Raw genomic sequence first — 22,937 nt, 5'->3', positions numbered from 1 at the left:
GGCTTTGGGACGTGGTACGATCGGGGGCGACCTCGGGCAATCCATACCTTGTCATGGGGTGAGAAGCGCCACAGCGGAACCGCGATCACGATTGCGGTGTTGGGTCCGTGATGGCCCGGTCTTCCGCTCCGCTCAAAGCAGCAACATCGGCAACCGCGCGGGCGCGACGACGACTGCCGTCATCCAGCGCGCCGCTGGGACGCCTTGCGCTCGATCTGCTGCAGCAATGGCAACGGGCGGCGCCGAAAGGTCTGGTGTTCGTCGCGAGCAACGATGCGCGCGCCGAGCATCTGGCGGCGGTGATGCATACGATGGATCCGGACTGCGACGTGCTCGTCCTGCCACGTTTCGACACTCCCCCCTTCGATGATGCCGAACCGTCGCGGGAGGTTTCTGGACGGCGCGCTCACGTGCTGCGACGCCTTGCTGAAGACGCGGCACGGCCGTTCCTGGTTTCGACGGTCGAGGCGCTGCTGCCACGCGTCCCCGCCCGGCGATACTGGAGCGACGCCAGCTTGCCGATCAATGTCGGACAGCCGATCGACGTCGAGCGGTTTCGCGACGCGCTGATCGGTCTGGGCTATGAGCCTGATGATCCGCCGGACTATCCCGGCGGCGTTCTGTTTCATGGTCAAACGACGGAGCTCTTCGCCGCCGGCGCGCTCGGGCCGGCACGGATCAGCCACGCCGACGGCGTGATCAGCGGCATCCAATTCTTCGATCCCATCACTCAGGCCGAGATCGCAGCGACGACAATGCTGACGATCGATCCGATGTCGGAGCGGCACCCCGGCCGCGATATGGCGTCGGCCGACATTTTTGACTATCTCGATGGTGCCGAGCTCATCGCCGACGCCGATGTGTCGCACCGCGCGGAGCTACGTCATGCGGTCATCGACGAAGCCGCGGTCGATGCCGACCGGCGCGCACGCGCGTTCATGGGCCGCAGCGCCTGGGATCACGTCATGCGGAGGGCTACCATTCTGCCTCCCTCGGCGGATGAGGAGCAGGTCCCGAAATTCGCCCTGCAGCGATCGCCCTCTACAGCGCTTCGGCGCTACATCGCCACGTGCAGGCAGCGGAAGGCCCGCATCATCTTCACCGCGGGCACCGAGAACGATCTGCAGCGCATGGAGCGCATCAGCGGCACCACGTTCCCGCGGCGTGCCGACTGGTCGATGGCAACGCGAACACGCGGTGACGTGATCGCCTCGCTGCTGGTCGATCTCGAGCGCGGCTTCACGATCGACACGCCGCGTCCGCTGGTCGTGATCACCGCGGCCGAGGTTCTCGGCAGCCGCGCCCGGCATCTTCAGCCGATGGCGCGGCGGCAGGCCATTGCGGTGGAGCCCGAGATCAGTCCCGTTCCCGGCAGCGCCGTCGTTCATCTCCAGCGCGGGCTCGCGCTGCTTGAGGGGCTTGAACTGGTCTCGACCACGGATGTCAGCACGCGCGAACTGATCCGCCTGGTGTTTGCCGACGGCGAAGCGATCCTGCTGCCGGTCGCGGAGCTCGCGCTGATCTGGCCCTATGCGCGAGATCCGAGCGGGATCAGGCTCGACGACGCCGAGGGCCGCTCATGGGCCGCACGCTGCCTCCAGGCAGAAGGTGAGATCGACCGCATCGCCGGGCGGCTGTCGGAGCTGATCCGGGCGCGCCGGCACAGCAAGGCGCAGCGGATCGTCGCGCCCGCCGTGGACTATGAGCGTTTCGTGGCGCGCTTCCCCTATCTCGCCACGCCGGATCAGGCCGCCGCGATCGAGGATGTGCTGAAGGATCTCGCCTCGGGACATCCGATGGACCGGATCGTGTGCGGCGATGTCGGCTTCGGCAAGACCGAGGTCGCGTTGCGCGCAGCCGCGGCCGCGGTGTTCGCCGGACGGCAGGTGGCTCTGATCGTTCCCACCACGGTGCTCGCAGCCCAGCACGTCCAGACCTTCACGAAACGTTTGGCGCCGTTCGGGATCGAGATCGGCCAGCTCTCGCGGCTGTCGTCGGCCGCCGATGCGCGCAGCGTCAAGCGGCAACTCGCGGACGGCTCGCTCCGGCTCGTGATCGGCACCACCGCGCTCACCGCGGAGGACGTTCGCTTTGCCGATCTCGGTCTCGTCATCATCGACGAAGAGCAGCATTTCGGGGCCGCCGAGAAAGCCAGGCTCTCGGCGTTGCGATCCGGTCTCCACACGCTGACCATGAGCGCCACGCCGATCCCGCGGACCATGGCCGGCGCGATGGCAGGCCTGCGCGATCTCAGCGTCATGGCGACACCACCGGCACAGCGCCTGCCCGTCGTGACCAGGATCGCGGCGGCGCTCGATTCCACGCTGGCGATGGCGTTGCGCCGGGAACATCGGCGAGGCGGCCAGAGCTTCGTGATCTGTCCGCGCATCAAGGATCTCGGCCCGATGCAGGAGCGCCTGCGCCAGGCCGTCCCGGAGCTTAGCATCGCTCTGATCCATGGGCGCATGCCGGCGCGCGACATCGACGCACAGCTGATGAGGTTCGTCGCCGGAAAGGTCGACGTGCTGCTGGCCACCAACATCGTCGAGAATGGCCTGGACATCCCCCGCGCCAATACGATTCTGATTTCCGGCTCCGAGCAGTTCGGGCTTTCCCAGTTGCATCAGTTGCGTGGCCGCGTCGGACGCGGCGGTACCAGAGCGTTCGCCTATCTGCTCACCGATGACCCAGGCGAAGCCGCGGAGAAGCGGCTCGCGGCGCTCCAGGAGCTGAGCTTTGCCGGCGCCGGATTTCAGATCAGCGCGCGTGATCTCGACCTGAGGGGCGCGGGCGATCTGTTATCCGAACAACAGGCGGGCCATGTGCAGATCTTCGGCCCCGCGCTCTACCACGAGCTTCTGGGACGCGCCTTGAAGGGCCGGCCGCATCGCGCCGCCGACATGTGGACTCCGGAGCTGCATGTCGATGTTCCCGCGTTCCTGCCGACCGACTACGTGCAAGACCCGACCACGCGGCTGGAGGTCTATGCACGGCTCGCCCATGCAGAAACCGCGGCCGAGATCGACGACATCGCCGATGACATGCAGCTCCGCTTAGGGTCTCTTCCGCCCGCAGGGGCCAATTTGATCGCGACGACGCGGATCAGACTGGATTGCCGCGCGCTCGGCATCGCCCGACTTGACGTCGGCAGCGGAGGCATCGCCGCGCGCCTCAGACGTTCCGATTCAGCCGCCGCGAGCGCGCGCACAAACAACCAGATCCGCTCGCGCCTCGTCTACAAGCACAAGATCAGCCGACAGCAGATGCTGTCCGCGGCTGTCCGGTTCCTCGCGGCGCTGAAGCAGAAGGGCATGACCGGACCGCGCGAGCCATCAAAGCGCGGTCAGAAATCCGCAACCTTGGTGGACCGCGGGCGCGCGAAACGTTCGGGCGAATAGGACGCGGGGTCGACGATCGGAACGGCACCCGTTGCGAGATCGGCGATGAGATGGCCGGCGCCGGGACCTATGCCGAAACCATGTCCACTGAAACCGGCAGCCACGATCAAGCCGGGCAGCGCGGCGAACTCGCCGATGGCAGGCACGCCGTCGGGCGTCGAATCGATGTAGCTCGCCCATGCCGCCGTGATCCGGCTCTGCTTCAGCGCCGGGAGCAGTTCGAGCGCACGCGCATGCGTCAGGCTGATCGTCGCCCGATCCGGCGCGGGATCGAGGATACGATTGTGCTCCATCGGCGTCGGCTCATCGAGGCGCCAGCGCCCGACGGTCTCATGTCCGGCGCGCAGGCCCTCGAACCCGCCGGGCAGCAGGCTGCGCCATCGCTTGGCGAACATCGGCAGAAAGTGCGGCGCGAAGCGGAACTGCTGCAAGGTCGGATCGACGCGGCCGCGCCCGCTGATCGCGAGCGTGTGGCCGCCATCGCCGCGCCGCGTGATCGAAACGGCCGCCGTATGCAACGCAGGAGGCAGCGGCTCGGCGGACGGCGACAGCGCGAGGGCTGAGGCGCGGATCGAGGCGATCGGCAGCGCCGCACCGATCTGATGACAGAACGACGACGCCCACGCGCCCGCCGCCAGGATCGCCAGCGGCGTGCGGATGGTGCCGCGCTCGGTGATCACCGCCGACAACCGGCCTCCGCTGGTTTCAACGCCGCGCACGGCGCACATCTGGTGCACCGAGCCGCCCTGCTTCAGGATCGCACGCGCCACCGCGGGCGCGGCATCTGCGGGACTAGCGATGCCATCCGTCGGCGAGAACACGCCGCCCTTCCAGCTGCGTCCGGTGGCTGCGCCGCGCTCGGTAGCCTGCCGGCTGTCCAGCATGAAGGTCGTGACGCCGGCGGTCTTGGCGAATTCGCCCCAGCGTGCCCAGCCGGCAAGCTCCGCCTCGTCATTGCTGAGATAGAACAGACCACAGCGCGAGAAGCCGGTGGTCTCGCCGCTGTCCGCGGCAAAACGCTCCCACAGATCGAGACTCAGCGTTGCCATCGGCAGCTCGCGCGCATCCCGGTTCTGCTGCCGGCACCAGCCCCAGTTGCGGCTCGACTGTTCGGCGCCGATCCGCCCCTTCTCGATCAGGGCGACGGCAAGCCCGCGACGCGCGAGGTAATAGGCTGCGAAGACGCCGACGATGCCGCCGCCGATGATCACGGCATCTGCACGTTCGGGCAGCGCGGGCGACGTTTCGACGTGCACCAGGGGTGCGGGCATGCGGCTTCTCCAGCTTTTCGGCTGGCACAGGTTAGAGCGGTATCCGCCACTCCATGTCCCGGATTCGGCTGTCCGACGGCATATCATTCTGCATTCGCCCGCTCCCCCGGCGTATTGTTTCGCACCGCATATTCCTCGGGCATCGCGGCCGGATCACGCCAGAAGCGAGAAGACGGCACATCCGCTCGATCGAGCTTGTGTCGCTCGCACCTCGGAGGCTGCGACCGTCGCGCTGAGCGATCTTCACCGGGAGATGCGTTCAGGTGGCGCCAGTTGCCAGTGCAGACCGAATCCAGCCGTCGACCTCCGCGAAAGGCATCGCGAGCTGTTCCTCCGCGGTCAGGCGGCGACCATTGGAGGTCACACCACCGGCCGCGACCTCGAGGACCTTCCGGATATTGTCCTGCGTCCAAAGCTTTTCCCGAACCAGGCTGGCGGCGTGTTCATTGTGAGCGAGCTTGTACTTTTCGATGACATAGATGAAGCCGTGCAGTTTCTGCCACCACACTTTGACATTGGTGAGTGCGATCCAGGTCGTCTCGCTGTCGGAGTCCACCGAAACGATGGGCACGATCGCAACCGGCGCGCCGCTGGTCTTCAGATAGCCGACGATGTCGAAATCGACGCAAAAGTCGAAAACGTCCATGCGTTCGAGCAGGCCCAGGAGATACTCCCGTTCGAACATCTTGAACGGGCAGGTGACGTCCCCAAGAAGCAGGTCGAAATCCAGCAGCGCGTGGACGCGCTTCAAGATGTAGTTGGCGTAGGATTCGCTCTCGCGCGTCGTCTGCCATTCGGAAATGCGCGTGGCCCGGCGGTCGCCGATCGCCGCCTTTTTTCCCTTGCCCAACAATTCGTGCAGGAAGAGCCCGATCTGGCCCAGATGATTGCTGTTGTCGCAGTCGGTGTACATGACATAGTCGTGCCCGTCCTTCGCGGCCCGCTGCATGCCGTGGAGGATGGCCCCGCCCTTTGTCGAGGACATCGCGCCGTCGAGCTTGGACAGCGGCAGCTCCGAGGACGGCAGGGCGTCGCGGAGCTTGAGCAGGACGATGTTCCTCCATCCTGCCTCGTCGACGATTGTCCGTGCGACCTCGAGGCTTCCATCGGGACACTCGTCGTCGACGATGTAGATGCTCCAGGTCACCGGCGTGTCGCGGAACAGCCACTCCAACTCCGCCACCTTGGCGCGCAAGGCGTCTTCGCCGGTCGGATTGTCCGCGGAATAAGGCTGGAGTCGCCGAACCTCCTTCCACACGGCAAAGACGATGCCGATGCTGAGCCTGCGGTCGATAGTCCGGACGAAGCGCCGCGCATCCGCAAGGAAGGCGACGAGTTCGGCGAGCACGTCGTCGCCTTTGGCGACGCCGAGGATGGATGTCCGGTCCGTGATGTCTTCGGCCACCAGCAGATCGGCCACTCGGAAGGCGTTGGCGCGGTAGGTCCAGGAGCCCAGGAACCGGACGACATAATCAGTGTCCGGCACAATCTTGGCGGTGCTTGTCGCGGCCATGTCAGTTCTACACTCCAATCCGGCGATCCATTTCGATGGCTCGATGTGCTGTGCGAAGGGCGGCTAGAACGGCGCGTGCCGCAGATCGAGGTCTTCAGTCCTGTCGAGCATGAGGCTCAGGACACGTGGCGGGGTCAGCGGCAGCTCCTGCACTCTCTTGCCGGTGGCGTTGGCGATGGCGCAGGCGATCGTGCCGCCGACATTCAGGATGGGCACTTCGCCCGCTCCCTTTGTCCCGAACGGCCCCATCGAAGGCGCGCCTTCGTGCAACGCGATCTCCACGGGGACCACGTCCTGCGCCAGCGGAACCCTGTAGCTGCCAAAACCCGACTGCGCGATCTGCCCCTCGGGATCGATGGTCACCTCTTCGTGCAGCGCGTAGCCGAGTCCCTGGATCACGCCGCCCTGAATCTGGCCGTGAATGGCGCTCGGGTTGAGCGCCCGTCCGACGTCCTGCACCACCCGATAGCTGAGGACCTCGACATGTCCGGTATCCGGATCGATCGCGACTTCACATTCGTGGACGGCAAAGACGGGAATGTCGACGGCATCCAGGAAGTGCCCCGCCGCGCAACCCATCATGGCGGGCACTCCCGCGCGAGTGAACGAGCCGCTGCCGGAGATCGGGCCGCTGACCGACTGAGCATGCTCGGCGATCCTGGCGAGCGAGATGCCCCCGCCAGCTCTCCCGATAATTTCCACATGGCCATTCTTCAGTACCAGCTGGTTGGGGCTGGTCTGCAGCATCTTGCTCGCGACCTCGAGCAGCTTCCGACGCACCTCGTCGCATGCGACTGAGGCGGCCGCGCCAAGTGACACGGTCGTCCGCCCGCCGCCCACGCCCACGTCGAAGCCCGCCGCATCGGTATCGGCGGCATGGACCACGACGTCGTCGGGCCGAATGCCGAGCCGGGCCGCAACGATCTGCGGCAGGGATTGCATCATGGTGCCCTGCCCGATTTCCACCCCGGCCGTCACCAGCGTGGCGCTGCCATCGGGGTTGAGGTTGACGGTGGCCGCGGAGGGCCCGACAAACACGAACCAAGTCCCCACCGTGGTCGCCTTGCCGTAAAGGCGCTCCCCGGCCTCGGCTCGCTTGGATGGCCGGGAGCGGGACATTGCTTGCATGCGGTCCAGCATCGGTCCGAGGACATGTCCCTCGAACACCTGCCCCGTCGATCCGATGTCGCCGTCGCCAAGCACGTTGCGGCGCCTGAACTCCAGCGGATCCATGCCGATGGCGCTGCAGATCTCGTCCGTGTGACGTTCGAGCGCGAAGACGTTGTAGACGCCGTTGCAGGCGCGGAACGCGCCATTGGGCGGGGTGTTGGTATAGACCGCGCGGCTGGTCATCTTGACCGCGCCGAGGCGATAGGCCGATCCCAGCGTATGCGCGGTCATCGTCGTCAGATAGATCTGCTCGCCGCCATAGGCGCCACAATCCATCAGCACCGTGGCCTCGCGGCCGACGATATCTCCCGACCTGCTGACTGCTGAACGGATGTGGATCTCGGCGTTCTCCCGGCACGGGCAGGTCTGCAGTTCTTCCTGCCGTGAGTTGATGACGGCGACGGACCTCCCCGCCACCAGCGCAAGCGCAGCCGCATAGGGCTCGATCGAACAGCCGTACTTCACTCCGAAGCCGCCACCGACGGGCGGCACGGTGACACGAACCTGGGAGGGAGGAAGACCGAGTGCACGCGCGGTCACGTTCTTCACGGTCCAGGGCGCCTGCGTCGAGGCGACCAGGTGAATCCTGCCGTCCTCATAGGAGGCGATAGCCCCGCGCGGCTCGAGCTGCATGTGGCTCTGCCGGCCGACCCGGAAGCTGCTTTCGATGATTTCGACGTCGCTGCGGGCAAAGGCCGCCGCCGTATCTCCGCGTGCAACCGTCGCCTCCCAGGCGATGTTGCCGCCTCGCCTGCCGCCTTCGGCCTCGAGCAGCACTTCGTAGCGCTTCCAATCGCGGTGCACGAGATGCGCATGGCTGGACAGGGCCTCGGCCATGGTCAGGACCGCAGGCATCGCCTCCAGCCTGACGCCGATCGCGGCCGCCGCTTCCCGCGCCTGCCGAAGCGTATCCGCAGCAACGGCCGCGATCGGCTCTCCGTGATAGCGCACGACGTCGCTCGCAAAGAGAGGCTGGTCGGCAATGCCGATGCCGAACCTGCCGGGCGCATCCTCCGCGGTGACGATAGCTCTCACGCCAGGCATCCTGCGCGCGGCGGACGTGTCGATGCTCACGATCCGCGCCGACGGCATGGTTGCGCGCAGGACGAAGCCGTGCAGCATCCCCGGCCGGACCTGATCCACCATGTAGCGGGTGCGTCCACGCAACTTGTCCCGGGCGTCACGCCTCGCGAAATTGACCACCGCAGCCAGGGCTTCTGCTTCAGACATCTGTGCGCCCCTCGTTCCTCGCAAGCGTCAGCGCCACATCGACGATGCGCTCGTAGCCGGTGCAGCGACAGACGTTGCCGCAGAGCCCACGCTTGATGTCGTCGCGCGAGGCCAGAGGCTGCTGCGCGAGCAGGTTCGTCAGGCTCATGACGATGCCGGGAAAGCACATGCCGCACTGGACGGCGCCCTCCTCCTCGAGGGCCCGCTGCAGGGGAACAAGATCACCTTCATCGCCGAGCCCCTCGATGGTCAACACGCTCTTGGCGTCGACCAGTCCGACCGGAGTAAGACAGGAGATCACGGGCACCCCGTCGACGTGGACCATGCAGGCGCCACAGAAGCCTTCCCGGCAGACGTCCTTGGCGCCGGTCAGGAAGAAGCTGTTGCGCAGAACATCCAGCAGCGGCGTCACCACGTCTCCGTCGAAACTGCGCTCTTCGCCGTTCACCTCGATGCGGACCGCCATGTCTTTCCGCTCCTACTAGTGTTGCTGCAGCTTTGCGAAGGCGCGCCGCACCAGGGTCGGCAATACCTTGACGCGATACCATCCGGGCACCTCGGGTCCGTCCCGACCGACAAACTCGTCGGCCAGATCGAGGGCAAGCTGGTGGATGCGCATCGCATCGAGCGGCAGCCCCTCAACCGCCCGTTCCAGGCCGCGCCATCGCCGGGCGACAGCTTCGACCGATCCAACGGCAATGGCGGCGCCTCGCATGTCACCGTCTGGCCGACGTTCGACGGCAACACTGACGATCGCCACCGGATAATCTCCGGCCTTCCTGAGCGGCAAGCGCGCATGGGCGGAGGCAAGTGGGCGCCGCGGGACAAGCACGGACACGAGCAGATAGGCGCTTTCAAGCCTCTGCCGAAGGCCAAGGAAGGCATCGAGGCTCAAGAGCTGGCGACCTTCCGTCGTCAAGATCTCGACTTCGGCATCGTGACAAAGCAGTGCCGGGACGAGGTCCGCGGCAGCGAAATCCGCCGTACACAGATTTCCGCCTACGGTTGCTGCCTGACGGACGGCAGGATTGGCGGAATCGCCGGCCGCCGTCACCAGCCCGCTCAATTCCGGAAGCGCTTGTAGTTCGCGTACGAGCCTTGCGTGGGTGACAGCACTGCCAATCCTCACATGGGTTTGCGTCACCTCGAGGCGATGCAGTTCAGGAACCTGCGCGAGCGAGACATAGGCCGGCTTCATCGGTTCCCGACGAAATGGCGCCCGCATGATCCATGTGGCTCCGGCCATGATCGTCCCGCCCCCCAGATCGGAAAGCGCCGCAAGCGCTTCCGCAACCGTCTCCGGCTTGTATAGACCGGTTCTCTGCTGAGCTCGCATGTCCTCCTCCAGGCGAATTTCCGGTGCATTGGCGATCGCGGCGTCCCCGCCGCTGACCATCAGGCGGGTTGCCGCAGGTCGTGTTGAAGGTCGATGGCGAGCAGGCGTGACGCCGTTTCGGCGGCGGCTGGCGCGGCAGCCAGGATCGCTCCGTCCTGCGCGCCGCTTTCGATGAAGCTCTCGATCACCCCGCCCGCCTCGCGCACCAGGACCAGCCCGGCGATCACGTCCCAGACGCTGGTCCGCGCGTCGGCATAGCCGTCCAGCCGACCATCAGCGACCTGGGCGAGCATCATGGCCGACGAACCAAACCGCCGGTACTCGCAGCCATGTTCGAGGATGTGATTGATCTGCCGGGCGTGTGCTGCAGCGCTCTTGCCGCGAGTGAAGCCGACGCCGAAGACGGACTTGCCGGCCGAGCTCTGCATGTTGACGGTGATGGGCTCGCCGTTGCGCGTCGCGCCCCGACCCGCCGCAGCGCTGTAGAGTTCGTCCTTGACCGGATCGTAGATGACACCCAGCACCGGTTGGCCTTCGATCGCAGCCCCGATCGAAACGCACCAGCTCGGGCGATCGCGCATGAAGTTCGAGGTGCCGTCGATCGGATCGAGCACCCAGACAACCCGTTCGCCTTCCCGATCGAGCCCAAACTCCTCGCCAAGAATGGCGTGATAGGGGAAGGCCTCCTGCAGGCGCTTCCTAATCAGCAGCTCGACGGCCCTGTCGACCGCCGTGACGAAGTCTTGCGGACCCTTGGTTTCGATCTCGAGCGGCTTGTTCTGACGCAGATAGGACAGAGCCAGGCGGCCGGCCGCCTGTGCTGTTGCTTCCGCAACAGACTGCATCAATACGAGGGTCTGCTGATCCTGGTTCGTGAAGGAAAATCCCATCTTGCTCGCCCTTCGTTGCGTGTCACGATGCGCGGAAACGATACTCCGTCACCTGCCGATAGGTGTCGCCGGGCCGCAGCACGGCGTCGGAGAAGTGTCGATGGTTGGGGCTGTCAGGGTAGCGTTGCGGCTCGAGGCAGATGCCGCAATGCTTGCCGTAACGCGCGCCGTCGAGGCCGACGGCCGGCCCCTTGAAGCTGCCGCCGTCGTAGAGTTGGAGGTGCGGCTCGGTCGTGAAAACGTCGAGGGCCATTCCCGTTCGTGGCCCGAACAGCGTTCCGGCATGGACCAGATCGTTGTCCGGCACGGGCTGCCGGCGCAAGACGAAGCCGATGTCATAGGTGACGTTGTCCGGATTGCGCAGCGGTCTCTGGCGGTGAAAGTCGAACGGCGTGCCGGAGGTCGACCGGATTTCGCCGGTCGGAATGAGATCGTCGTCGACCGGTGTGTAGAAATCCGCCTCCGCCAGGAATTCATGGTCGATTGCGTTCGGCACGGCCGCATCGGCAAAGCCGGGCGGCAGTTCGAGGTTGAAGTAGCCATGGCTCGCAAGGTTGCAGAGCGTCGGAGCATCGGTCGTGGCGGTCAGCTCAACCCGCAGGGTCGCCGGACCAAGCAGCCGATAGACGCAGCGAACGTCGAGATTACCAGGAAAACCGGCGTCGCCATCCGGAGAGCGCAGCGACATGGTCACCGATGATGGATCATGGGTGTCGAGCATCCAGGGCCTCCGGCTGAAGCTCTGACCGTCGCCACCTCCGTGCAGCATATGCTTGCCGTCCTGATTGAGAGGCAGTTGACAGACCAGGCCATCGAGGTCGAAACGGCCGTTCCTGATCCTGTTGGCGAAGCGCCCCGCAATCGTCCCGGCATAGGCCGTGTCGGCGACATAGTCGTCCAGCGTGTTGTAGCCGACCACCACCCTTTGCCGGCCGCGAGCTGTGGGAATCAACAGGTCCCGTACGGCCGCGCCCCATGTCAGGATCCTGGCCTCGATGCCATCGTCCGAGCGCAGGGTGACCTCGTGGATGTCGACGCCGTCGACATGTCCAAAAACCCGGTTCTGCATCTCCCCATCCGTCTTGTTGCTTCGCCGTCGGCGCCGTTTGCGTCAGACCAGATACTTGTTCGGACTCCGCCTAGCGCCCCCTCCGGCGTTTTCGCTGCCGCGCTCATCCAGCCCAGGATTGCTCGGCACGAGTTTCTCGATGGCGACGGTTGCGATCGCGTCCGCGTCGTCGATGAATTCGTCCCACACGCCCGGCTCGATCACGCCGACATGCAAGAACCACCTGGCAGCCTCCGTGGGGATTCCGAGCACGTGGATGCGGTCCTTGACTTCGCCGTCCCTGGTGACCGGATGGAACGGCTTGGCGGTGACTTGGACGCCGCCGCTGCCCATGAAGCTCCTCAGCAGTCCGGCATCGGCCAGCCTGCGAATGGCGGGATTGTCGTCGACGTCGACATTCGGCACCGGCACATATGCGTCGATGAGGACATCGACGACCGCGCTGTAGTTCTCGACTACATTCGACGAGGCGATGAAGCCTGCCCCATCCGCTTCGCGAAAGCTCGCACCTGGACCAAGCAGTTCAACCAGGCCGCTTTCGATCAGCGCGAGCAGTTGCCTGGCCCGAGTCAGGGAAGGTCCGGTCGAGAGGAAGGCGATGGTCGGGCCGATGCCGGTGATGAATTCGCAGTGGGACGTAGGGGTCAGCCCGCCCAGGTCCACAGCCTTGCGGATAAGGGGCCTGATGAAACGCAGAACATCGAGACCGGCCTTGACCGGATCGGTGAACTCGCCCGCCTCGGAGCGGGCGACATCCTGGCGAACCAGCGCAATGACCGCCCGCCTGAAGGCGTCCTGGCTCGGGAACGACATGCCCTTGAACGGCGCGGCGATCGCTTCGAGGTCGAGCAGACCTTCCACGCCAAAGCAGCGAGCCAGCTCCGACATCAACGGCATGATGGTCGCGGTGCTGACGTCACACGCGTCAAGCTGCTTGCTGAAGCTGTCGAAGCGATCGGGCCCGAGCGTCCTTTCGATATAGGCGAGGTTCACTTCAGCCGTGAGCCAGGGCAGGTAGCTGGTGCGGAAGCATGCCGGCCCCTCGGCACGGATCTTCGCGATGCGTGTCTCGGTGAATAATCGCGGCGCAAAGCCGACCCCTGCGGGACGATCATTCCTGCCGCGCATGGGCAGCGGGAAGCCGCTGCGTGATCCGGCCACGATCAACCGCGGCTCGCGACCGCTTCGCACATATCGGATATCCCCATCGTTGCCATGAGCAAACCGGCCGCCACGACCGAGGGTGAGCTCCGACAGCACGTCATAAAAGGAAAGACCAAGCCCCCTGAGACCGATGGTCTGCCCCGACAAGTCCGCCGGGAGAGACAAGCCGCTTTGAAAGGTCTCGAGCAGATCGAAAGAGGTCAGGTGCCGTGATGACGCCGTTGATCCCTGCCTCGCCGATTTTGCCTTGCTGAGAGGATAGCCAGAACAGATGACGAGACGGTCGACACGGAGACTGTCGCGCCCGGATTCGAAGCTCAGCACATACTCGCCGGCATGCTCGGCGATGTCGGTGACCCTGTCCTGCACCCGTTCGATGTGCATCTGCTCGGGCATGTTCAGTTCGACCACGTCGAGGACGAACTTGAGGTACTTCCCGTAAAGCCCCCGGGGAGCCAACCCCGAAGGACCGGGATAATTGACGTCGATCTGCCGCCACCATTCCATGAATGTCGGTCCATATCCCGCGCGCCAGGCCGCTCCGTCTGGCGGGTTCGGGAACATCGTCACATTCTTGCAGCGCGTGTTCATCAGCAGCCAGTCGGGCTGGTCGGTGCGCCAAAGGCGGCCGCAACCGACCTCCACGCTGTCGATCGCATAGACCACCAGGGATCGAAGCGTTGATCGCTCCGCGAGCCTGCCGGCGAGCCGCTCGATCACGGAAATTCCTCGCGGCCCGGTGCCGATGATGGCGATACGCTCCGGCGTCACGCTCCAGCGGTCCGCTGTCTCCGACATGTTGAGCATCGGCTGTATCATCGGTACCTCATCCCAAGCAGCATTGGCCGCTCCAGCGGTTTCCGAAAAAGGATCGCGTAGATCGAAGCCGACCGGGGCCGGCTCTCCGGCAGCCGGCGTCAGGCCTTGCCGTCGTGCAGGTGGAAATCCCAGCCGAGATAGTTGCGCGTTGCGTCGACGATGACATCGCTGGCCGAGCAGAAGTTCGCGGCGACGTGATGCTCGAAGCCATTCTCGCAGATGTAGCGCAGCAGCTTCTGCATCTCGGGGATCTCGACCACACCGGCGCCGCCGAAGGTCTCCAGCGGATCCTCGGTGAACTTGCCCTCCCCGACATATCCGCAGATCCGTCCGGATGTGTCGTCGGTGCTCACGCGGATAAAGGTCATATGGCCGGACTTGATCGAGCCGTCGACCGTTCCGTAGGTATTGTCCTTGCCGACGGTGCCAGCAATGATTTCCTGGAAGTCCATCCGGTAGTTCCTGAAGAACTCCTTGGGCAGGTTGCTGCAATGGAAACACACGGCCTTATTGGCGTTCGAGCCATAGTTGTTATTCCAGTCGAGCAGTGCGCTCGGTGTCCCCGAGGCCAGGGCCAGCATGTGCATGCCGATCAGCCCGCAGACGTCCACTTCGCAAGCGCTGGACATCAGCTTCGAGCTCATCATGCTCATCATCGTGCAGGGCACGACGCCATAGTTTTCCTCCAGCGAGGTCCAGCATTGGATCGCGCTGATTGACACATCGGCCTCACGCATCCACTCTTCGGTCACCGCTGCAAGCTTTGCCTGCCTGAGAATGGCTGCGTGGGGCACGCCCTTGATATCGATATAGCTGCGGATCGCATCGAGCTTTTCGGTGACGATCGCGTGGTCGTCGGTCAACCGCGACACGCGGCCGAGGATTTCCGAGAGGTCCAGCGTGATGACGGAAATCCCCGCTTTCTCGAGCAGCTTTTCGCTGTAGCGGACGGTGTTGAAAGCCTGCGGCCGCGCGCCGATGGCGCCGATCCGCAGCCCGCGCAGCCCCCCGACGACGCGGCAGATCGCCGAGAAGCGGGCGAGATCCTCTTGAAACTCATCGCTCAGCGGATCAACGCAGTGGGACTTTGTCAGCGAATAGCGGATGCCGTACTGACGAAGGTTGTTGCAGGCCGACATCTTGCCGCAGAAGCTGTCGCGGCGCCACTGGATCGACATCTTGGACGGATCGTCGGGAGTCGCCTGGATCAGGACGGGCACATTCAGGTCGGACAGGCGCAAGGTGTCGGCGATCGGTCGCTCTTCCCCGAAATTGGGGAGCGTAACGATGATGCCGTCGATGTCGCCAGCGCGGCTCTTGAACAGGGCGGCGCATTTGCGGGCATCCTCGAAGGACTGCACCGCGCCATGTTCGGTATCGCCCGTGCTGAGAACGACGCAGCCGTGACCGGCCCGCTCGAGCGCGCGGATCATGTGCTCCCGGCCGGTCGCCGCGAGATGGCCCGGAAAGAAACCGCGACTTCCAACGATGATGCCAAATTTCATAGACTTCATTTTGATGCTTCCAACCTTTGCCGGCGCACCATCGATCTGCCGCGCATGAGCGATGGGCTCCGGCGTGTTTCGAAGTGCGGATGTCGTCGGGTGTGACGGATCAGCCTGGCGTCATGCGCTCAGCGCTGCGCCGGCGTCGCAGGTCAGCACGGCATCGAGGACCGAGATCTGCTCGGGCCAGGTCAGCCCCTTGCCGAAAGCCTCGTCGAACAAGGCAGAGCCGATGGTGAAGCCCCAGGGCCTCAGTTTCCGCACCTGCTTGAGGCGCTCGAAGGTGTTGATGCTACCGCTGACGATGGTCGCGTGAGGGCCAACTGACTTCAGGACCGCCACCCCGAGGTCATGAGGATCGCCGTCCTTGTAGCGGTACATCGACAGGCAGATGCCGTCGGCGCCACTCGCAAGGACGCGCTGACCGTCCTGAACGACGTCCTCGGTGCTGCCGTAGAGATAGCGCGGCACTCCCGCCCGACGCCCGATCGTCGGGAAATACACCACGGGCGATCCCTGCAGCAGGGCGACCACGGAGGGATGGAATTGGCAGCCGATGAGATATTTGCACTTGTTGCGGATGGCGAATTCGGCTGCACGCAGACAGTCGTCCTCCATTTCGCCGAACGATTCGAAGACGATCGTCTTGCCTTTGTCCGCGATCACCTTCGCGAGCTCGCCGGCACGATCAGCCGAGATGCCGGTGTCCTTGAACCCCCAGAACTGGGTCGGGGCATGATTGGACGCCTCGAACATTTCCCTGGCGTTTTCGACCGTCAGATCGTTGTTCGTGAGCATCGAGATGATTTTGACCATTGGCGCTCTCCCCGCATTTTTTTGTAGATCGTGCGACACTCGAGAGCCGGCGCGACCACGCGCCGACGCAAACGACATCCTCACCCGCAGGCCGGCGCGAAGCCGGACCGCCGGCCACCGATGTGACATCGAGAGCTTCGGCCTGCCGCAGCCCGAGTTCACACAGCGCTTCCCACCCCGACGATGCCAGCCGCCTCGTCTTCGGCCCGATCGGACCGCGGGACGGCTGCGACGACATCGGCTCAAGACACGCGAACACTGAAACGTCGCACCGCCACGTCTGGACGCCCGCCCCAAGGGGACCAAAGCAACGCCGCACAAGCAGCGACCGCACCGTCATTTGTGCGGTACGTACCTCATTCTGATACAGGTTGTCAATTGATTATCTTGCTCTATCTAGTTGCCGCTCTTCGGAAGACAGGCGCAGCAGCGTGAGCAAAGCACCGAAGGCCTTCGAAGCACCCGCACAACAATAATTGGCTATTTCTATAGCATATGCGAGCATTCCATCGACTGGAACGATGTTGCTGGCGGATCATGCGCCCTCTCCCTATGTGGAGCCGACGGATTTGTCGTGCGGCCGACGTCAGAACATCGAAGCGATCGGGGATGCCAAATTCTCTTTATAATGCGGTGCGCACCTCAAATTTGTCCGATTTGAGGTTCGCTGATCCGGACTGCCGCACGCTCTCCTCCTCGACAGGCCGGCGCTGGCAGCGGCTGCGGGGCGGCGCTAGGCACGATTCTCGTTCAGGCCGACCACGCCGAAGGCGATCCAGCTCCAAGTCGCATGATCGAGCAGGCAACCCTGCAGCGTCGGTGCGATCGTCGCCGGAGCGACGACCGAGCCCAGCGCAAATCTCGTCAGCGCTGAAAGACGATCCTTCCTCCGACGAGCGTGATATCAGCCTTGATGTCCTTGATCTGCTCGTCCGGGACGGTCATGTAGTCTGCCGAAAGGACCGTGAGATCGGCGAGCCTGCCCGGCTGGATCGTCCCCTTTCGCGCTTCGTCGAACGTGTAGCGTGCAGCCGCCGACGTGTAGAGACGAAGCGCCTGCTCGCGACTGATCGCCTCCGCCGCGCCGTAGACCTTGCCGTTCGGATCCTTCCGCGTCACCATGATGTACATGTTGAGGAACGGGTTGATCGGGTTGACGGGAAAGTCCGATCCGGCACCGAGGTTGTCCAGCCCCATCGTCTCGATCAGGGTCTTTGTCGGTACGGCGCGATCGGCTGTCGGCCGCCCCAGGAAGCGCTCGACGGTCGCAGCCTTGTCCCACATGAAGACGTTCTGGAAGTCGACCCTGAGCCCCAGCTTGCGCGCACGCTCCATCTGCTCGGGCCTGATCAGGCTCGCATGGATCAGAACGAAACGACGATCCTTTATGGACCTTTCCTTGTCGGCCGCCTCGAAGGCGTCGAGCACCTGGTCGATGCCGAGATCGCCGACGACATGCACGCCGACGCGCCAGCCGTGGCGATGGCAGATCGAGACGAGTTGCGCCAGCCGCTCGGGCGTCTGCTGCGCGATACCATGGTAATTGTCGTGGGAGTCCGGGTAGACGTCACGCATCAGGGCCGTCTTCAGCGTCATGCCGCCGTCGTAGAAGATCTTGATCCCGGCAAACCTGACCCAGTCGTCGCCGAAGCCGGACGATACGCCGTTCCCCGACATGATTGCGTCCCAGGCGTTGAGATCAGCGGGCGGCTCCGGCCTGTACATCAGTCCCGTCCGCAGCGTCGCTCGTCCGGACGCGGCGAGCTTCTGCAAGGTGCTGATGTCGCGCGCTTCCGTGGCGCCTTCGACGACGCTCGTGATGCCAAAACTGTTCAGCGCGCCTTCGGCCAGCGTGAACTGCCTGATTTCATCCTCTTCGGTCCATGGCGGAACGGCCTTCTCGACCCGGTCGATCGCGGTCTCCAAGAGGAGGCCGGTCAGTTCGCCGGCGACGTCGCGCTCGAACGAGCCCCCGTCCGGGTTCGCGGTGGTCTTATCGATGCCGGCCTTCTGCAAAGCCATTGAGTTCGCCATCGAGAAATGCCCGACGGTGCGCAGGTAGACCGGATTGTCCGGCGCGACGCTGTCGATCTCCTGCCGCGTCAGATAGCGCTTCTCGGCGAGCTGTGACGGCGGATGCCACGCGCCGCCAACGATCCACTCGCCCGGCTTCCTCTTGGCGACGAAGGCCTTGATGGCCTCGAGCGCGTCCGCGACCGTCTTCGCCCGGCCCATCACGACGACATAGTCACCGAGGCCAGCCGCCTTGAAGTGCGCATGGGTATCGATCAATCCTGGAACGACGGTCTTGCCCGCGACATCGAGCACCTGCGTGCGCGCGCCGGCCAGCGCCCGCATCGACGCGCTGCTTCCGACCGAGAGAATCTTTCCGTCCCGGACGGCGATCGCCTCGGTGACGCTGGATTGCTCGTCGAGGGTCAGAACCTTTGCATTGACGAGGACGAGGTCGGGCGCGTTGACCTCGGCCTGCTGGGCTATGGCAGGCGTCGAGCCTGCGAGCAGAATTCCCACACCGATGAGCGCGAGAGCCGTCGATCTGCAGACCATTCCAACCTCCAGATGATTGCATTCGGTAGATGAACATTTGGTCTTCCTTCGATGATAGCCGCGCACTTCGAAGCAGTCCAATGATCCGGCGCGCCGTTTGTCTACTTGCCATTTTCGAAGCTGCTGATCATCGCGCGGCATCGCGATCATCTCCTGTCGGGTGAGATAACCGATGCCCAGTCAGCGGACAGCACCCTGAGGGATTCGTCGGCGATGCAGCACCTGCGGTCTGCGTGTAGCAAACAGAGCACGCGGCAGAACCACAGGTTCAGATCCGCGCGGATGGCCCGTCGGCTGCATCATCATGCAGTTGATCAGCGACATCATCACGGCGCATCGGCGTCGGCGTGCTTGCCCGCGACGTCGACCGCGTCATCGGAGGCGCCTCTCCAGGCTGTCGAAGACGCGCTGGGAGAAGAGACTGAACCCACGCTCGTCAGCCATGACGATGCCTGCCAGACGCTGCGTCGTCACACTTCGAGCCACTCCTGGCGCACCGCGGCGTCGGCCTTGAGCTGGTCCGGTGTTCCTTCGAACACGACGCGGCCATGGCCCATCACGTAGACGCGCTTGGAGATGCGCATCGCGATCGAGAGCTTCTGCTCGACCAGCAGGATCGCGACGCCGGCCGCAGCGATCCGCGCAATCAGGTCGCCGACCTGCTGCACGATCAGCGGCGCCAGGCCTTCGGTGGGCTCGTCGATCATGATCAGATCGGGGTCACCCATAAGCGTCCGGCAGGTGGTCAGCATCTGCTTCTCGCCGCCCGACAGGACGCCCGCAGGCGTATCGGCGCGCGCCGCGAGATTGGGGAACATATCGAGCATGTCCTGCAGGCGCCACTTACCCGGCCGCCGGATATCCTTGATGCCGAGCACGAGATTCTGCCGCACCGTGAGGCTCGGGAAGATGTCGCGATGTTCGGGCACGTAGCCCAGTCCGAGGCGGGCGATCTTGTAGCTCGGCAGGCCGGCAATGTCCTTGCCCTTGAAGCGGATCGTCCCCTGTGGGCTGACCTCGCCCATGATCGCCTTGACGGTGGTCGAGCGTCCGACGCCGTTGCGCCCGAGCAGACTGACGACTTCTCCGGCGGCGACGTCGAGATCCACGCCCTGGAGAATGTGGCTCTTGCCGTAATAGGCGTGGAGGTTCCTGACTTCGAGCATCAGTGGACCTCCTCGCCGAGATAGGCTTCCCTCACCTTCGGGTCGCGCCGGATCTCCTCCGGCGTGCCCGACGCGATGATGTGACCATAGACCAGCACCGAGATGCGATCGGCAAGGCCGAACACCACGCTCATGTCGTGCTCCACGATCACCAAGGTCCGCCCCTCGGTGAGCCGCCGGATCAAGGCCACCGCGCGCTCGGTTTCCGCGTTGCTCATTCCAGCGGTCGGCTCATCGAGCATGACGACGGTCGCGCCGCTCGCGATGGTCACGCCGATCTCGAGCTCGCGCTGCTCGGCATAGGTCAGCAATCCCGCAGGGACATCGCGCCGGTGGGTGAGATGAATGTCGTCGAGGATTTGAGCGGTCCTCTCGCGCACCTCCGGCAGGCTGTCCACATTCTTCCAGAACGCATAGCGATGCCCCGTTGCCCACAGCACGGCGCACCGGACGTTCTCCCACACCGTCATGCGGGAGAACACGTTGGTCACCTGGAACGATCGCGACAGGCCGCGGCGGTTGATCTCGAACGGCCGCAGGCCGGAGATGACCGCGCCGTTCAACCGCACCTCGCCCGAGCTCGGCCGGATGTGCCCGCTGATCAGGTTGAACGTCGTGGACTTGCCGGCGCCGTTCGGGCCGATGATGGCGTGGCGCTCACCCTTGGCGACGCTGAGATTGAGGTCGCGGATGACGCTGACATTGCCGAAGCGCTTTTCAACGGCGCGGACTTCGATGGCTGTGGTCATGCCAGATACCCCCGGTCACGCGCCTCGGTGGCGGCCCCGTCCCAGGCGCTTGCGATCCGCCGCCACGTCAACCGCGCGACGAAGAAGCCACCGACAACCAGTCCTGCGGCGACAGCCCACGTCACCGGTGATTGCGGATTGAACGGCACGCCGATCAGGTTGATCGCTTCCCCACCGGAGTAGCGCGCGACCGTCTCGATGGTCAGGATGACGCCCCAGGCAAGCGCCGCGGTCGGTAGGACGGCAACGAGATAGGACGGGATCACCATTCCGAGTGTCCCGGCCCGGATCAGCGGCCGGTGCATCATCAAGAGGCCGGCGATGCCGCCCGGCGAGAACATGACGATGCCGATAAAGATGATGCCGAAATAGAGCTGCCACACGCTGGTGAGGCTCGTCAGCCCGAGCTGGAGATAGGTCACCAGGATGGCGCCGAGGATCGGACCGAAGAAATAGGCGGTGCCGCCGATAAAGGTCGAAAACAGCACGAGGCCCGACTGGATCGCGCCGAGATAGGCGGAGTTGGCGATCTCGAAGCTGATGCCCGCAAGTCCGCCGGCGATGCCTGCGAAGAAGCCGGCGAAGCAGTAAGCGAGATAGCGCACGACGTGCGGGTCGTAGCCGATGAACTGGACGCGCTCGGGATTGTCGCGCACAGCATTGCTGATCCGGCCGAGAGGTGTTCGAGTGAGCGCGTACATCGCGATCGCCGAGAGCACCAGCCAGAACGCAATGAGGTAATAGACCTGCAGCTGCGGCCCGAAGGTCCAGCCGAACATGCGCGGCAAGGCCGTGCGGTCGGTGGTGATGCCGGCTTCGCCGCCGAACACCGAGCGCAGGATCAGCGACGACGACGCGACAAGTTCGCCGATCCCGAGCGAAATCATCGCGAACACCGTGCCTGCGCGCTTGGTCATGACCCAGCCGAGGAGAATGGCGAAGGCGAGCCCGCCCAGCCCGCCGAACAGCGGAATGAACGGCAGCGGAATCGGCCAGCCATGCGCGACCACGGCGTTCATCATGTGGCAGGCGGCAAAGCCGCCGAGGCCGTAGTGAACCGCATGACCGAACGACAGCAGCCCGGTCTGGCCGAGCAGGATGTTGTAGGAGAGCGCAAAGACGATCGCGATCCCGATCAGGCTGAACGAGGTCAGCGATCCGCCCGAGCTGAACAACAGCGGAAGAATGATCAGCACGGCAATGCCGAGCAGCCAGATGGCGTAGAAGCGGAGGTGGGAGCCGGCCGGCTTCGCCGAAACGGGCGAGGCCGAAGTGACTGCTGCGGTCATGATTCACGCGTCCCCATCAGGCCCACGGGACGCACGATCAGCACCAGCACCAGCAGCAAATAGGGCACGATCGGCGCGACCTGCGCGATCGTGACGTTCCAGATGTCGGTGAGCACCGATGGTCCGGCGGAGGGATCGAGCGGGCCGAAGGCGCTCGCCAGCGAGCCGTTCAAGGCGACGGCGAAGGTCTGCACCAGGCCGATCACCAGCGAGGCGATGAAGGCGCCCGGCAGTGAGCCGAGGCCGCCGAACACGATCACCACGAACAGGATCGGCCCGAGCGCCGCGGCCATGTCGGACTGCGTCACCAACGCTGGTCCGGCGATCACACCGGCGAGACCGGCCAGCGCGCTGCCGACCCCGAACACCACCATGAACACGCGTCCGACATTATGGCCGAGATGGCCCACCATGTGGGGATGCGTCAAAGCCGCCTGCACGATCAGGCCGACGCGGGTGCGCTTGAGCACGACCAGCAGCACCACGAAGATCGTGACCGACACCGCCAGCATGAACAGCTTGTAGGCCGGATAGTTGGTCGAGAAGATCGTAAACGCCGGAAAATCCAGCAACGCCGGCACGCGATAGTCGAGCGGCGTCTTGCCCCAGATCATCGAGACGATCTCCTCGATCGCGAATGCGAGGCCGAAGGTCAGCAGCAGCTCGGCCACATGCCCGTGCTTGTGCGTATTGCGCAGGCCATAGCGCTCGACCGCCATGCCGATGGCGCCGACAAGGAGCGGCGCCAGCAGCAGCGCCGGCCAGAAGCCCAGCCATTTGGTGAGCTGGAAGCCGAAGAACGCGCCCAGCATGTAGAAGCTGGCATGGGCGAAATTGAGCACCCCCATCATGCTGAAGATGACGGTGAGCCCGCTCGACAGCAGGAACAGCAGCATGCCGAACAGCACGCCGTTGAGGGTGGAGATGACGATGAGTTCAAGCACGGCGCACTCGCGAATGTCGGGCTTCTATGCCCTGGCCGCT

Annotated in this window: 16 protein-coding genes; 1 reads left to right on the top strand and 15 read right to left on the bottom strand. The window is 64.7% G+C overall.

Annotated features, from left to right (window positions below; all coding sequences use genetic code 11):
• Positions 1-110 precede the first annotated feature (110 nt).
• Positions 111-3,398, top strand: a complete 3,288-nt coding sequence (locus tag ACQR1Y_RS29555) for a DEAD/DEAH box helicase (RefSeq protein WP_434879206.1) — start codon at positions 111-113, stop codon at positions 3,396-3,398.
• Here the strand turns inward: ACQR1Y_RS29555 and ACQR1Y_RS29550 are convergent.
• From ACQR1Y_RS29550 to ACQR1Y_RS29480, 15 genes are all read right to left on the bottom strand, one after another.
• On the bottom strand, positions 3,344-4,669 hold the full coding sequence (locus tag ACQR1Y_RS29550; protein WP_434879207.1) for an NAD(P)/FAD-dependent oxidoreductase: 1,326 nt from the start codon (positions 4,667-4,669) through the stop codon (positions 3,344-3,346). The genes ACQR1Y_RS29555 and ACQR1Y_RS29550 overlap by 55 nt on opposite strands.
• A 259-nt stretch (positions 4,670-4,928) precedes the next feature.
• Positions 4,929-6,182 carry a hypothetical protein gene (locus ACQR1Y_RS29545; RefSeq protein ID WP_434879208.1) on the bottom strand — a complete coding sequence of 418 codons (1,254 nt, stop codon included), beginning with the start codon at positions 6,180-6,182 and terminating at the stop codon, positions 4,929-4,931.
• A gap of 63 nt (positions 6,183-6,245) precedes the next feature.
• Positions 6,246-8,582 (bottom strand): xanthine dehydrogenase family protein molybdopterin-binding subunit, encoded by a 2,337-nt coding sequence (locus ACQR1Y_RS29540; RefSeq protein WP_434879209.1) that lies wholly within the window; start codon positions 8,580-8,582, stop codon positions 6,246-6,248.
• Positions 8,575-9,048, bottom strand: coding sequence for a (2Fe-2S)-binding protein (locus tag ACQR1Y_RS29535; protein ID WP_434879210.1), 474 nt, complete (start codon positions 9,046-9,048; stop codon positions 8,575-8,577). Before ACQR1Y_RS29535 ends, ACQR1Y_RS29540 begins: the two co-directional genes overlap by 8 nt.
• Positions 9,049-9,063: 15 nt before the next feature.
• Positions 9,064-9,978, bottom strand: a complete 915-nt coding sequence (locus ACQR1Y_RS29530) for an FAD binding domain-containing protein (RefSeq protein WP_434879211.1) — start codon at positions 9,976-9,978, stop codon at positions 9,064-9,066.
• Positions 9,978-10,808 (bottom strand): inositol monophosphatase family protein, encoded by an 831-nt coding sequence (locus tag ACQR1Y_RS29525; protein WP_434879212.1) that lies wholly within the window; start codon positions 10,806-10,808, stop codon positions 9,978-9,980. The genes ACQR1Y_RS29530 and ACQR1Y_RS29525 overlap by 1 nt, the downstream gene beginning before the upstream one ends.
• A gap of 22 nt (positions 10,809-10,830) precedes the next feature.
• Positions 10,831-11,877, bottom strand: a complete 1,047-nt coding sequence (locus tag ACQR1Y_RS29520) for an aldose epimerase family protein (RefSeq protein WP_434879213.1) — start codon at positions 11,875-11,877, stop codon at positions 10,831-10,833.
• 42 nt (positions 11,878-11,919) lie between these two features.
• Positions 11,920-13,860, bottom strand: coding sequence for an FAD/NAD(P)-binding protein (locus ACQR1Y_RS29515; protein ID WP_434879214.1), 1,941 nt, complete (start codon positions 13,858-13,860; stop codon positions 11,920-11,922).
• A gap of 98 nt (positions 13,861-13,958) precedes the next feature.
• The gene (locus ACQR1Y_RS29510) at positions 13,959-15,293 is read right to left on the bottom strand and encodes an L-fucose/L-arabinose isomerase family protein (protein WP_434879215.1); all 1,335 of its coding nucleotides are present in this window, start codon (positions 15,291-15,293) and stop codon (positions 13,959-13,961) included.
• A gap of 192 nt (positions 15,294-15,485) precedes the next feature.
• Complete coding sequence (locus ACQR1Y_RS29505) at positions 15,486-16,259, bottom strand: hypothetical protein (RefSeq protein WP_434879216.1); 774 nt, start codon at positions 16,257-16,259, stop codon at positions 15,486-15,488.
• Between the two features lie 786 nt (positions 16,260-17,045).
• The gene (locus tag ACQR1Y_RS29500) at positions 17,046-18,749 is read right to left on the bottom strand and encodes an amidohydrolase (protein ID WP_434879217.1); all 1,704 of its coding nucleotides are present in this window, start codon (positions 18,747-18,749) and stop codon (positions 17,046-17,048) included.
• Between the two features lie 470 nt (positions 18,750-19,219).
• Positions 19,220-19,915 (bottom strand): ABC transporter ATP-binding protein, encoded by a 696-nt coding sequence (locus ACQR1Y_RS29495; RefSeq protein ID WP_434860230.1) that lies wholly within the window; start codon positions 19,913-19,915, stop codon positions 19,220-19,222.
• Positions 19,915-20,664: an ABC transporter ATP-binding protein gene (locus ACQR1Y_RS29490; RefSeq protein WP_434860231.1), complete on the bottom strand. Its 750-nt coding sequence runs from the start codon at positions 20,662-20,664 to the stop codon at positions 19,915-19,917. The genes ACQR1Y_RS29495 and ACQR1Y_RS29490 overlap by 1 nt, the downstream gene beginning before the upstream one ends.
• Positions 20,661-21,953, bottom strand: a complete 1,293-nt coding sequence (locus tag ACQR1Y_RS29485) for a branched-chain amino acid ABC transporter permease (RefSeq protein WP_434879218.1) — start codon at positions 21,951-21,953, stop codon at positions 20,661-20,663. The genes ACQR1Y_RS29490 and ACQR1Y_RS29485 overlap by 4 nt, the downstream gene beginning before the upstream one ends.
• Entirely contained in the window at positions 21,950-22,897 is a 948-nt protein-coding gene (locus ACQR1Y_RS29480) for a branched-chain amino acid ABC transporter permease (protein ID WP_434860233.1), read from the bottom strand. The genes ACQR1Y_RS29485 and ACQR1Y_RS29480 overlap by 4 nt, the downstream gene beginning before the upstream one ends.
• Positions 22,898-22,937: the final 40 nt, after the last annotated feature.

It is taken from the genome of Bradyrhizobium sp. HKCCYLRH3099 (assembly GCF_051167855.1).
GTDB lineage: Bacteria > Pseudomonadota > Alphaproteobacteria > Rhizobiales > Xanthobacteraceae > Bradyrhizobium.
Note: the sequence above shows the minus strand (reverse complement) of the source record. Positions and strands in the feature narration are given on the sequence as shown.

Bases quoted from the DNA above. Each gene is read 5' to 3' on its own strand.
- ACQR1Y_RS29510 (WP_434879215.1), bottom strand. From the start codon at position 15,293: ATGATCCGCGCGCTCGAGCGGGCCGGTCACGGCTGCGTCGTTCTCAGC.
- ACQR1Y_RS29515 (WP_434879214.1), bottom strand. From the start codon at position 13,860: ATGATACAGCCGATGCTCAACATGTCGGAGACAGCGGACCGCTGGAGC.
- ACQR1Y_RS29555 (WP_434879206.1), top strand. From the start codon at position 111: ATGGCCCGGTCTTCCGCTCCGCTCAAAGCAGCAACATCGGCAACCGCG.
- ACQR1Y_RS29505 (WP_434879216.1), bottom strand. From the start codon at position 16,259: ATGTCGTTTGCGTCGGCGCGTGGTCGCGCCGGCTCTCGAGTGTCGCAC.
- ACQR1Y_RS29530 (WP_434879211.1), bottom strand. From the start codon at position 9,978: ATGGTCAGCGGCGGGGACGCCGCGATCGCCAATGCACCGGAAATTCGC.
- ACQR1Y_RS29485 (WP_434879218.1), bottom strand. From the start codon at position 21,953: ATGACCGCAGCAGTCACTTCGGCCTCGCCCGTTTCGGCGAAGCCGGCC.
- ACQR1Y_RS29545 (WP_434879208.1), bottom strand. From the start codon at position 6,182: ATGGCCGCGACAAGCACCGCCAAGATTGTGCCGGACACTGATTATGTC.
- ACQR1Y_RS29520 (WP_434879213.1), bottom strand. From the start codon at position 11,877: ATGCAGAACCGGGTTTTTGGACATGTCGACGGCGTCGACATCCACGAG.
- ACQR1Y_RS29550 (WP_434879207.1), bottom strand. From the start codon at position 4,669: ATGCCCGCACCCCTGGTGCACGTCGAAACGTCGCCCGCGCTGCCCGAA.
- ACQR1Y_RS29540 (WP_434879209.1), bottom strand. From the start codon at position 8,582: ATGTCTGAAGCAGAAGCCCTGGCTGCGGTGGTCAATTTCGCGAGGCGT.
- ACQR1Y_RS29525 (WP_434879212.1), bottom strand. From the start codon at position 10,808: ATGGGATTTTCCTTCACGAACCAGGATCAGCAGACCCTCGTATTGATG.
- ACQR1Y_RS29495 (WP_434860230.1), bottom strand. From the start codon at position 19,915: ATGCTCGAAGTCAGGAACCTCCACGCCTATTACGGCAAGAGCCACATT.
- ACQR1Y_RS29535 (WP_434879210.1), bottom strand. From the start codon at position 9,048: ATGGCGGTCCGCATCGAGGTGAACGGCGAAGAGCGCAGTTTCGACGGA.
- ACQR1Y_RS29490 (WP_434860231.1), bottom strand. From the start codon at position 20,664: ATGACCACAGCCATCGAAGTCCGCGCCGTTGAAAAGCGCTTCGGCAAT.
- ACQR1Y_RS29500 (WP_434879217.1), bottom strand. From the start codon at position 18,749: ATGGTCTGCAGATCGACGGCTCTCGCGCTCATCGGTGTGGGAATTCTG.